The sequence below is a fragment of the Microcystis sp. LE19-10.1B genome (assembly GCF_027530565.1).
Classification (GTDB): domain Bacteria; phylum Cyanobacteriota; class Cyanobacteriia; order Cyanobacteriales; family Microcystaceae; genus Microcystis; species Microcystis aeruginosa.
On record NZ_JAPZQM010000751.1, the window covers coordinates 1 to 10066 of the forward strand.

A 10066-nucleotide genomic window follows, 5' to 3' on the forward strand; every position below is an offset into this window, starting at 1 on the left:
GAAGCTCATGGCATCGGCAAAAAAGAATTTAAGCTCAAGTTACCGTTTCTAGATTGACCATGAAAATAGAGTCATCTCCAACAAATAAGTTCGCAGTTTGTCTCAATAATGAAGGCTACGAAGCTTCACTAGAGGTGGGCAAAATATACCGCGTTATCCCTGATGAGACAGCAGAAATAAACAGTCTAATTCGGGTTATTGATGAAAGTGGTGAAGATTACGCTTTTTCTGTGAATCGGTTTCATGCTATTGAGTTACCAAAGCCAATAGAAGAGGCTTTATTATCAGTTGCCAACTAAAACCCTCTCAATCCACTGAAAAAGAAACCACAAAAGTAGGCTAAATTGCCTCTAAAAATACCATCGATGTCCCTTCATTCAATCTTGAGAGGGTTTATTTTTGGCATCTATTAATACTTCTAAAAATTGTCAAACTTATTAATGATGTCTTGAATTTGCTGCGCTGGGATGTCTGTTTGGTCAGATTTGGTATAGATGAGGAGCATCAAAACACAACCATTGTCTTTAAGTTGATAGATAACACGATAGCCGCTACTTTTGCCCTTTTGAATATCGCTGTTTTTGAGGCGAACTTTAAAGACAGTGTAGCCTATTCCTGGTATTTGATCGCCGATGAATTTGCCTATCTGAAGGTCATCAATTAGAGGTTGTAGGTCAGTACGAATGCTCCGATAGCGTTTGGCGAGGGTGCGAAGTCGATCCTTGAATTCATCAGAGAAAAGGAGCTTAATAGAGGGAATTTCTTCAGTCATCTATGCCATCCCAGAGTTCAGAGATGGGATGTACTTTGCCTTCTTTAGCTTGCTGAAGAGAAATACAAAGACTGGTGAGGATGAGTTCTTTTGGTTCGTCGTCAGGGTCAGTGGGTGGAGTGAGGATATTACGCGATACTAGCAATTGGTAGAAATCATCGAGTGCCATTCCCGTTAGTTCGGCTGCTTGTTCAAATTTAAGGCGTTGCTGCTGATAAAGCATGACAGCGATTTCCGTGAGCATTTGAGCTTCAGTCATTTGTACTGTTTGCAGAAGTTTAGAGGGAAGGATGAGGTTCATAGAGGTTTCATTAAGTGGCAGTAACTTCATTGTATCGCCATGAAAAGGAAACCACAAAAGTAGGCTAAATTGTTTCTAAAAATACCATAAATACCCCTTCAATCAATCTTGAGGGGGTTTATTTTTTTGCCTGTGTTTCCACATATTCTCGCAGGACGCGATTAATACTGGTCTGATACCCCTCCTCTTGTGTGGCCTGGGTTTTGAACCAGTCTATCAGGTCAGCATCAAGGCTTAGAGTTATCTGCTGTTTGAGCGGACGATAGAATACACCACGCCGCGCCCTGCTCCAATCTCCCGTAGCCTCTGGGATCAGATCTGTGCGGATAGGCTCTTGTGATGCGGCTAGAGCGTCAATTTCAGCCTGTATCTCTGGCGGTACTGGATTACAATCTCCCTTCTTCATAAGCCCTCCTTTCATGGGCTGTTGCCCTGCGTGCGCTAATAATTCGTCCCGTTTCCTCTCCGGTCACTGAATCAGACTCCGGCCAAGTATGCACCACAAATACAGTCAGTTTACCGATCAGTCCGATAGTCTGCCAGCGTTCTTCCTCTGGGTATGGATCAAGACGGCTGACAGCGAGAGAATCGGCAAAAACATATTGAGCGGCTTCAAAGCTCAAGCCGTGATCGCGCTTGTTTGTCCGATTTTTGTTGTCGTCCCATGTCCACTTCAATTTTACTCTCCAAATGTAGCTATAGCGTTTCCTGTTCGCAAGAGGTACACTATCGATGTTGAAAAGCTTAATTAGCAAAGGTTTAAGTGTGCCACACAGGTGTGAGAACCGCTATATATTATAGTTACTACATTAATTTTTATCAACATTGTATTTGCGCTAACGCAATCGCAATAAAATTTACCCCTGTCGGGATCATAACATTATCCAGATATAATGCCAGTATAACTACCGATTTAGCAGCAATAGCAAGCTAAACAAATTACTCATCATCAAAAGATAACAGTTCGAGCGGTATGTGTTAATTATCATCCCTTTCGGCTTCGGCGCAGCTTCAACCCTCAAGCGCCAACTAAAACACTCTAAATCAACAAAAAAAGAAACCACAAAAGTTGGCTAAATTGCCTCTAAAATACCATAAATGCCCCTTCATTCAATCTTGAGTAGGTTTATTTTTTTGCCTTCCTCCCTCAAAAAATTCTCAGGGACACTAGAAAATAACTAAAAACTCTGCTGGAGTAATAATTGGAATCCCTTGATAAGTATTGAGAATTAAAAGCTCCTTATCGCCTGTTATGATGTATTGTGCCATTCCAGATACAGCTAATTCTAAGAATTTATTATCATCTAAATCGGAACAAACTCTCGTTTCATGCCATATATCAACAAATAAGCTCCTATTTTTAAGAGACGACAAGAAATCTAACCTATCATCTTTTTCTAAATATTTGTCAAATTTATTTTTACTTATTCTCGTTGCCAATTCTTGATAAGTTGCCTCGCTCTGGAGAATAGTAAATTGACTGACTGCTATATTGATTACTTTTTTGGGTGTTCCTAGGGGATTTAGTAAAGCACTAATAAAAACATTTGTATCTATAACAACTCGATTAGGATTCATCTACTAATAGTTCTGTTAGTTTATCTTCTGTCAAACCTTTAGCTTGAGCTTTTTTGCCGACTTTATCCATAATTGAGATAAGACTTTCTGAATTTTCCTCAATCGTCAGATTAACTTCTTGTTCAGGAGAAAGACCTAACTGAGCGATTAGTGTAGGAATCTCCGATACCTTAATATTTTTGAGAACTTGTTTCATGGCTTAACTAGGTAACTAGGTGTATCTTCAACTTTTATTGTACTCTATTTAATCACATTTAACAGTGTTCCTCAAATCGTCCTCGACCTCTTCGCCACAACTTCAACCCTCAAACATAAACTAAAACCCTCTAAATCCATCAAAAAAGAAACCACAAAAATAGGCTAAATTGCCTCTAAAAATACCATAAATGCCCCTTCATTCAGTTAGTCTAGAGTGCGGAACGGCAGCCAGTGGAGAAATGAAGTCAAATCCCGTCATACTTTATCTTTATTTCTGACTGGCTGCCTAGACAAATCAGAAAGTAAAAGTCGTGCGGATAGTACCGATAACTAAGGTGGAATTGTTGTTATTAGAGTTAGGAGAAGTAATCACGATTACCCCCGGAGTAAGGGCGATATTATCGGTGAGTTTCCACTCATAAAATCCTTCGATATGAAAGGAAGTATCGGGATCATTAGTGGCACTGCCATCATTTAATCTAATACTAGAACTAGATACCCAGGGCTGCATACCAACAATAATACCCGCCGTATTTCCTTCCTTAAATAAATCAGGAAAAGCCAAAGTTACCGCCCAATTCCAGATATCTAAATCCCCGCGTTCTAGTTGTCCATCTAAGGTGCTAAGAGTGATAGCTTTTGTATAGCCACCCCAACCACCGAGGACAAAACCATCGACAATTCGCCAAGTAAATTGTAAACCCAAACTATTATTAATTGTCGGCACAGCCTCCCCGAATAGTTCTTCGGTGAAAAATCGGAAATTCGAGCGCTGGCTTCCCGTTCCCGTATCTAATTGGTTATAACCATGAAGGTAGGATAAAGCAATGCCAAAATTCTCGTTAGGAACATAACCCAGCTGCCCTAGGGCAGTATAGGAACCGTTAAATAAACCCGCACCCGGGTTAGGATCGTTAGCATCCCCGGCAAGATAACCGGCGCTGAATTGCAAAGCCCCATAATTACCCTGTAAACCGAGTCCAGTTTGTCCGGGGGCAAAATAAAGGGGATTGCGAGTACCAAAAGCGGAAAGCGCCCCACTAGCACCATCTCCATCCAAAAAGTTGAGGGTATTGGTAAAGTCATCTTTAGCACCTCCCGTCGCTTCTAACCAGAGTTGGATATTTTCCGTTAGGGGGAAACTGTAGTTTAAAACTTCTAGCAATAAATCGTTGCCGTCCGGTTGGGTAAAGGCTAAGGTGCTTTCAAAAGTTCCCGTAGTATCGGCTAAATCGGCAATATTTCCCGTTGCTAGACGGGTATAGAGTAAATCTTTGCCTGTGAAGCTAGTATTTAATTCTAAACGGGCCCGATAACCAAAAGCTGGCACTTGGGGAATCCCTTCACCACCGTTTTTTTCTCCTGTGGCTACCCCATATAATGCCATCACCACTTCCCCGGTTAATTTAGTGGTGGTGGAAAATTGATTATTTTCCAGAAAAGCGACTCGATTTTCTAAGTTATCAACCCTAGCACCCAATGCCGCTAATTCTGTCTCGAATTCCCTGACTAATCGCTTGATTTTGTCTAGATCTTCTTTTAATACCGCTACTCCTTCTTGAATCAATCTTTCTAGGGTATTTAAGCAAGCATTCAACCCGGCGGCAAATTCCCAACGAGTTAAAGCGCGTTCACCGCGAAAAGTGCGGTCAGGATAACCTACTATACAACCATACCTCTCCACGAGACTTCTTAAGGCCTCAAAAGCCCAGGCAGTGGGAGAAACATCCCGCAATTGATTGACACTTGTTACCTGTGCCATGGGGTTACTAGAGAGGTTTTCGAGACTATTAGCCAGTACCGGACCAGAAAAACCCAGTAATATGGCTGCTGTTAGGAAATTTTGCTTGATTTTCATTGCTGTCTCCCACACCTATAAGAATGATTATTGTTCTCAGTATAATCAGGTTAGCAAACTTTTTTCAGTCTGGCACTGTTGCAAATATTTTTCAAGTGTTACTCCAGATAAAATCTGAATTATCTAGCATTTCTTGGTTCAAATAAATCTTAAATGATAATAAAAACAATAGGTAAATAATTTTATTTTTCCTAAAAACAAGATAGAGACGCTGCTGACAGCATCTCTAAATGATTATTTTTGGTTCAATTGAGGATAAAAAAGAGGTAACTAGCGTAATTCAGCGTTAAACTCGTTAAAAGAGCGTCTTTTTAACTCTAGCGATTGCGATCGAGGCAAAAGCTCAAAAACCTTTCTTAAGACATCATCCACATCTTCATATTTAACATTGCCCAAACCATCATAAACCACTTTACCTTGTTGGTCTAAAACCACCGTTTGGGGAACCCCACCGCGATAATAGTAACCCGGTTCATCGGCACGATAGGAAGACTTTAAGGGGATAGAATCGACACTTACGGGGATAATACTGGCGGCGCGACCGTAAAACTCTTGAAAACGGGAGACAATCGCCGCAAATTGCTTACAATCGCTACTATCATCCAAATAATAGACAATAATAGCTGGAATTTTCCGTTGAAAAGTTTCCGCTAAATTTAAACGCGGTGGCACGAGGGAACCATTACCCGCATAGACCACAAAAATATTACCATCGAGGCGATCATCATCGATCCCCGCATAGGCGCTAGGGGTTAGCCAAGGAGAGAAACTCGTCAGAGCAACAATGAGAAAGACAAGACAGATCTGAAGACGCAGCCGATAACGAGATTTCATGATCAACAGGGTTAGAATATTAAGACAATTTTTAGTTTGACATACCCCACGCCTTAAACAGACGTGGATTCTTCTAGCATCACTGCTGTGAATTTCTGGCTCAACGAGTCCACTTGAATTAGATTCCTGGCGAAATCCCACCCAGAGGTGGTTCTCTCCCCAGACTTTCGCTCCCTTACAGAAGCCTGTTTTCGGGGGCCCCTACGATACAGTTCAAAACCTCTAAAATAATTGGTTTCTCTGGTACTTGACGCTTAGAGCTTTTACCTATAGGAGCATTCCCCTATAGAACCCCATAACTCTAGTTTTCAAGGTGCGTTCATCCTGCGATGACTGGGTTTTTTAAGCGGTTGCTTACCCGGCCCGCTATTCTTAATATCATACATCACATAAAGTCGCCCTAAAAGGGCGAGGCTTTAAACCCAATTTTTCGGTAAAAAATCTTGTGACCTTCGAGCGCGATAATTCCCAAACCACCTCGCGAGTCATTGCCGCTAACTCGCGCTTTGCCAATACCTATTATGCCATTCTAGGACTACATCCGAGTGCCTCGGTGATCGAAGTGCGACGCGCCTATCGGGAACTTAGCAAACGATACCACCCCGATACTACCGAACTCAGCCCCGAAGTGGCAACGGTTAAATTCCAGCGTCTTAACGAAGCTTATGCCACCCTGAGTAATCCTGATCGCCGTTCCCTGTATGATTTACAGATAGGTTACTCCCGCTGGAATGTCATCCAAACCATCCCCGATAGCGATGAACCTATAGCTAATCGTAGCGCCTATCTCGATCCGACCGATCGTCCCCTATCTTCGGGAGAAATTTTTGCTTTGTTTATCTTGGCACTCACCCTGCTCGGCTGCTTGTTACTAGCGGTGATTATTGCTATGCTTCGAGGAGAGAATGCCGTCACTGTAGCCCAATTATTTTTGATTTAGATGCGATGAAGATTCCCACTGCCGATACTCCCCTCTATAATCATCCCTTACCGGCGATCGAAGCATGGCTAGTTAAGTTAGGTTGTCGGAAAAATACCGAGAATGTCCACTGTTGGACTGTGGAAAAACCGACATGGAAAGCGGAAATCTGCCTCGAAATTGAAGAAATCACCGTTCGTTACTTTCGGGCAGCCAATGACGGCAGTGACATCAATCGCGCTTTTAAATACTCCCTTAGTCGCCAAGATATCGAATCGGCGGTTTTTTCTGGTCCCTAATCAATAGTCCAACTTTTGACTAAAAAGTGCCAGCGATTGGAGCGATCGGGGGGAGAATTCAGGGACTTTTTCCCTGAAAATTGGCTAATTGACCACCTGAAAATCGGTAAAACCCCACACCCTACACCCCACACCCTACCCCGTTAAGACAGCACCGGAGTTGGTAGCAGGGAGAGCTAGTCCGAGCATTTGTACTAAATTTTCCGAGGCACGCTGTCAATCCAGTACACTTGTTCAGTTTGCAATCAAAGCTCCCCCACAACTGGAACCGCTGCCAGCAGTGCAACCGTAGCAATAGGAAGCGGTTTGTACCTCTGCAATTACATCTAAACTACCCGCTTGTAATAAATCCGGCAGGGTTAATTTTTGGCCTTGACTGGTGCAAGCGGCCAAATCCTCCATCTGATTAAAATCGCAGTCATAGATATTACCCAAATAATCGATCGAAAGCTGATTACGACACATCAAATGTTCGACAGTATCGCCATTAAAATGGTCTTCGAGGAATTGAAGATAGGGTTGATGGAGTTGCCGGTGTTCCAGATGGAAGCGCATCCTTCCAACGGGTAGGTTAGTGATAGTAAACAGATTGTTAAAAGAAATATTAAAATGTTCTTGCAAGAACTTTTTGTAATCCCGTGTCAGGGATACCTGATCCGGTGTGAGAGAAAAATTATCTGACTTAGGAATCTGGGGATTATAGACTAAATCCACAATCAAATTCGGCTCTTGAGCGTAGCCGAGACGGTTTAACCATTGTAAAGCGGCAATCGATCGATCATAGACTCCTTCCCCGCGCATTTTATCCACATTATCGGCAAGATAACAGGGTAAAGAAGCCACCACCCGCAACTGATGGCCAGCGCAATATTCAGGAATATCAGTAAATCCTTTCTCGAAATAAATAGTTAAATTCGAGCGCACAATTACCTGTTTCCCAGCTTTTCTAGAGATTTCCACAATCGGCTTAAAACCGTAGAGCATTTCCGGGGCGCCGCCGGTCAGATCGACGGTTTTAATTTGGGGAAATCTTTCGATCAGTTCGATAATTTGTTCGCACAGTTCTGGAGTCATTTCTTCGTAGCGACTTGGACTAGCTTCCACATGACAATGGCTACAGGCAAGGTTACATCTTTTCCCCAAATTAATTTGCAGAACCGAGATTTTTTGCTTAGTTAAAGGAGTTTTTAGTTTCTCAACAAAAGGAGTCATAGGAGAGTAAACAGTAATCAGTAAACAGTAAACAGTAAACAGTGAACGGTAAACATTGAACAGTCAACATTGAACAGTAAACGGTAAACAGTAATTAGTAAACAGTAAACAGTGACCAATAACTAATCAATGATAACTGATAACTCACATCTGATAACTGATAACTGATAACTGGTAACTGATAACTGGTAACTGATAACTGATAACTGGTAACTGAGGGATCGAACTTGTCTCGACGCTGCTTTTTTAACAGCAACCGCCTCCGTTATAGTGCCAAGTGGACTCGGTGATGAGGATATCTTGGGGAGAGGAGCGAGCTAAGTTGCCCGCAGTTTTATCACAGACGGCCACCGGCAATCCTTTGGCTAAAATATGCCCGGCACCATCATCGAAAATTGCCTCCGTACCAGTATAAATAGCAGTTTTGCCCGTAAAAATACAGGCCCCATCTTCGGGAATAGCTAGTTTAAAAGCAACGGAATCCAAACTTTCTAATAGGAGCGGATCGGCTAAATTATAACTCTGACAGTCCAGTAAACGATAGGGACGACGGGCCCGAATTTCTACCTGACCAAAACCAGCATCGAGCAACTGTTTAATATAATCATCGTAGGTCAAGGCCCCCGATAGACACATAGCTCGTAAACGCTGATCTTCTTGCAAATGTTCGGGGATTGGACGAGTGGCGATCGGATCGCTCATCAGTAAACGCCCTCCCGGTTTTAAGACGCGAAAAGCTTCCCGTAAAGCTAACTGTAAATCGGCTGGTTTAAAGATATTAAAAAGACAATTCTGCGCCACTACATCGACGGAGGCATCCTCCACCGGCAATTCAAAGGCGGAACCATCTCTAATTTCCACAAAATCGAGACTAAACCAGGGATTTTCCAGCAGCGCTTCGCTGAGATTTCTTTGGGCTGCCCAACGCATTTCTGGCACTGGATCCACCGCAATTACTCCCCCTGGACGACGGGAAAAATAGGCGAATTGCAGTGCTTCTAAACCACCACCCACACCCACATACAAAACCCTGGGAGAATTGCCTAATTCATTGGCCTGCACCGTCGTGCCACAACCATAGTTCATCTCTTGCATAATGGCAGGGATTTTTAACCCGGGTAGTTGCAAAGGACTGCTGTGGACACAACATAGCCCCACTTCGGGAGTTTGGGCTACTTCGCTGTAAAATTTGGCAGTAGCTTCCAGATAAGTCATTTTCATCCTTTAAACTCCTTTTCTCTGATCAATTCAAGGACCGACTTCGCATCCTCGCCCAACGCTATCGTAGCATTCGTACTGACCTGTAAACGCTTAAAATGCGTCTTAGTTTATCTTGATGCTCCGAGAACTCGAATATAGTCATTTCAATTAAGATTGAGAATATCAATGCCAGAGTTCATAAGGGTTTAACCGGTCTAGAGTGTATCAGACTTATCTGAAATGACTATATAGCGTTTTTCAGTCTGCTGAGGTACAAAAGTTATGGGTTTTAGGCACTCATGCAAGAGGCAGAAGGCAAAAGGGAAGAAAAATAGGTGTACCTCACTAGCTTAGGAAATGCTATAAATCTTCTTCGGCCTGTTGATAAGAGGTTTTGGCACAAGCACCTGACAGGGGGACAAGCCAGCTGAAAAGCTTATGTAGCATGGAATACAGACACAGACTTCCAAAAAAGAGGCTCTTCGGTTTGTGTTATGCAATGGATGGGGGTTATAAGGAATGAAACCCTTATAGAGAAAGACATTACCGCGATTTTTGTCAATTGTTTGCGATCTAGAGCGAACTAATTAATTAAATCTCTTGCCAGATAAGGATTTAGTCGATTTATGCCCCCCTATCGAACCATACCAAGTCCCGAAGAGCCAAAAAAGATAAGTCATATATAGTAAATATGACCTAGAGAACAAAAATGATAAGTGAACTATACCAGAAAGTGTTAGAAAATGAACTGGGGCGAGCCAGATATCTACTGTTGTTAATGATAGTTGGAACCTGGCAAATACTAAAGCAAGCTAAGTTAGAGATATTAGCAGAAGCACTGCCAATACCGATCCTGTTTGAGAGTCGGAGAAAAAAACTAAAAAGATTTTTAAAG

The 10066-nt window shown here is 42.5% G+C and carries 14 protein-coding genes and 3 pseudogenes; 7 read left to right on the forward strand and 10 right to left on the reverse strand.

What is annotated here, in order from left to right:
• The first annotated feature begins 59 nt into the window (after positions 1-59).
• The gene (locus tag O9332_RS27160; protein WP_002751846.1) at positions 60-299 is read left to right on the forward strand and encodes a hypothetical protein; all 240 of its coding nucleotides are present in this window, start codon (positions 60-62) and stop codon (positions 297-299) included.
• Positions 300-418: 119 nt separating this feature from the next.
• Here O9332_RS27160 and O9332_RS27165 read toward each other — a convergent pair whose 3' ends face one another.
• The 8 genes from O9332_RS27165 to O9332_RS27200 all read right to left on the reverse strand — a co-directional run bounded on the left by O9332_RS27165 (position 419) and on the right by O9332_RS27200 (position 5541).
• A complete protein-coding gene (locus O9332_RS27165) occupies positions 419-772 on the reverse strand; it encodes a hypothetical protein (RefSeq protein ID WP_002763763.1) in 354 nt (117 codons plus the stop codon).
• Positions 765-1103 carry a UPF0175 family protein gene (locus tag O9332_RS27170; RefSeq protein WP_002763765.1) on the reverse strand — a complete coding sequence of 113 codons (339 nt, stop codon included), beginning with the start codon at positions 1101-1103 and terminating at the stop codon, positions 765-767. The genes O9332_RS27165 and O9332_RS27170 overlap by 8 nt, the downstream gene beginning before the upstream one ends.
• Before the next feature lie 88 nt (positions 1104-1191).
• Positions 1192-1479, reverse strand: a complete 288-nt coding sequence (locus O9332_RS27175) for a BrnA antitoxin family protein (protein WP_288028137.1) — start codon at positions 1477-1479, stop codon at positions 1192-1194.
• Positions 1460-1750: a BrnT family toxin gene (locus O9332_RS27180; RefSeq protein ID WP_002763767.1), complete on the reverse strand. Its 291-nt coding sequence runs from the start codon at positions 1748-1750 to the stop codon at positions 1460-1462. Before O9332_RS27180 ends, O9332_RS27175 begins: the two co-directional genes overlap by 20 nt.
• Positions 1751-2240: 490 nt before the next feature.
• A complete protein-coding gene (locus O9332_RS27185) occupies positions 2241-2651 on the reverse strand; it encodes a putative toxin-antitoxin system toxin component, PIN family (RefSeq protein WP_002763774.1) in 411 nt (136 codons plus the stop codon).
• Complete coding sequence (locus O9332_RS27190) at positions 2641-2847, reverse strand: hypothetical protein (protein ID WP_002763776.1); 207 nt, start codon at positions 2845-2847, stop codon at positions 2641-2643. The genes O9332_RS27185 and O9332_RS27190 overlap by 11 nt, the downstream gene beginning before the upstream one ends.
• A 297-nt stretch (positions 2848-3144) precedes the next feature.
• Positions 3145-4707, reverse strand: a complete 1563-nt coding sequence (locus O9332_RS27195) for an iron uptake porin (protein ID WP_288028140.1) — start codon at positions 4705-4707, stop codon at positions 3145-3147.
• Positions 4708-4977: 270 nt separating this feature from the next.
• Complete coding sequence (locus O9332_RS27200) at positions 4978-5541, reverse strand: thylakoid membrane photosystem I accumulation factor (RefSeq protein ID WP_043999545.1); 564 nt, start codon at positions 5539-5541, stop codon at positions 4978-4980.
• Positions 5542-5986: 445 nt separating this feature from the next.
• Between O9332_RS27200 and O9332_RS27205 the strand changes: the two genes are divergently transcribed.
• From O9332_RS27205 to O9332_RS27215, 3 genes are read left to right on the forward strand one after another with little or no spacing between them, the layout of a single operon-like run.
• Positions 5987-6481, forward strand: a complete 495-nt coding sequence (locus tag O9332_RS27205) for a J domain-containing protein (protein WP_002763788.1) — start codon at positions 5987-5989, stop codon at positions 6479-6481.
• A 5-nt stretch (positions 6482-6486) separates the two neighbouring features.
• Entirely contained in the window at positions 6487-6759 is a 273-nt protein-coding gene (locus O9332_RS27210) for a DUF3143 domain-containing protein (protein ID WP_002763790.1), read from the forward strand.
• Between the two features lie 15 nt (positions 6760-6774).
• Positions 6775-6906: a hypothetical protein gene (locus O9332_RS27215; protein WP_288028144.1), complete on the forward strand. Its 132-nt coding sequence runs from the start codon at positions 6775-6777 to the stop codon at positions 6904-6906.
• 87 nt (positions 6907-6993) lie between these two features.
• On the opposite strand, the gene arsS is transcribed toward O9332_RS27215, so the two are convergent.
• Positions 6994-7971, reverse strand: a complete 978-nt coding sequence (arsS, locus tag O9332_RS27220; RefSeq protein ID WP_002763792.1) for an arsenosugar biosynthesis radical SAM (seleno)protein ArsS — start codon at positions 7969-7971, stop codon at positions 6994-6996.
• A 246-nt stretch (positions 7972-8217) separates the two neighbouring features.
• On the reverse strand, positions 8218-9192 hold the full coding sequence (gene arsM / locus O9332_RS27225; RefSeq protein ID WP_002763796.1) for an arsenosugar biosynthesis arsenite methyltransferase ArsM: 975 nt from the start codon (positions 9190-9192) through the stop codon (positions 8218-8220).
• Between arsM and O9332_RS28535 the strand changes: the two are divergent.
• The 3 pseudogenes from O9332_RS28535 to O9332_RS27235 form a co-directional block, all read left to right on the forward strand.
• Positions 9192-9275: pseudogene (locus O9332_RS28535) on the forward strand (type II toxin-antitoxin system RelE/ParE family toxin); the annotation flags it as partial. The gene arsM and the pseudogene O9332_RS28535 sit on opposite strands and share 1 nt — an antisense overlap.
• A 390-nt stretch (positions 9276-9665) precedes the next feature.
• Positions 9666-9846, forward strand: a pseudogene (locus tag O9332_RS27230) (hypothetical protein).
• A 34-nt stretch (positions 9847-9880) separates the two neighbouring features.
• Positions 9881-10066 (forward strand): annotated as a pseudogene (locus O9332_RS27235) (IS4 family transposase); the annotation flags it as partial.

What these genes read in the sequence shown, in the direction of transcription:
- arsS (WP_002763792.1), bottom strand. Translation starts at nt 7,971, where the DNA reads ATGACTCCTTTTGTTGAGAAACTAAAAACTCCTTTAACTAAGCAAAAA.
- O9332_RS27210 (WP_002763790.1), top strand. Translation starts at nt 6,487, where the DNA reads ATGAAGATTCCCACTGCCGATACTCCCCTCTATAATCATCCCTTACCG.
- O9332_RS27185 (WP_002763774.1), bottom strand. Translation starts at nt 2,651, where the DNA reads ATGAATCCTAATCGAGTTGTTATAGATACAAATGTTTTTATTAGTGCT.
- arsM (WP_002763796.1), bottom strand. Translation starts at nt 9,192, where the DNA reads ATGAAAATGACTTATCTGGAAGCTACTGCCAAATTTTACAGCGAAGTA.
- O9332_RS27165 (WP_002763763.1), bottom strand. Translation starts at nt 772, where the DNA reads ATGACTGAAGAAATTCCCTCTATTAAGCTCCTTTTCTCTGATGAATTC.
- O9332_RS27195 (WP_288028140.1), bottom strand. Translation starts at nt 4,707, where the DNA reads ATGAAAATCAAGCAAAATTTCCTAACAGCAGCCATATTACTGGGTTTT.
- O9332_RS27175 (WP_288028137.1), bottom strand. Translation starts at nt 1,479, where the DNA reads ATGAAGAAGGGAGATTGTAATCCAGTACCGCCAGAGATACAGGCTGAA.
- O9332_RS27160 (WP_002751846.1), top strand. Translation starts at nt 60, where the DNA reads ATGAAAATAGAGTCATCTCCAACAAATAAGTTCGCAGTTTGTCTCAAT.
- O9332_RS27190 (WP_002763776.1), bottom strand. Translation starts at nt 2,847, where the DNA reads ATGAAACAAGTTCTCAAAAATATTAAGGTATCGGAGATTCCTACACTA.
- O9332_RS27200 (WP_043999545.1), bottom strand. Translation starts at nt 5,541, where the DNA reads ATGAAATCTCGTTATCGGCTGCGTCTTCAGATCTGTCTTGTCTTTCTC.
- O9332_RS27170 (WP_002763765.1), bottom strand. Translation starts at nt 1,103, where the DNA reads ATGAAGTTACTGCCACTTAATGAAACCTCTATGAACCTCATCCTTCCC.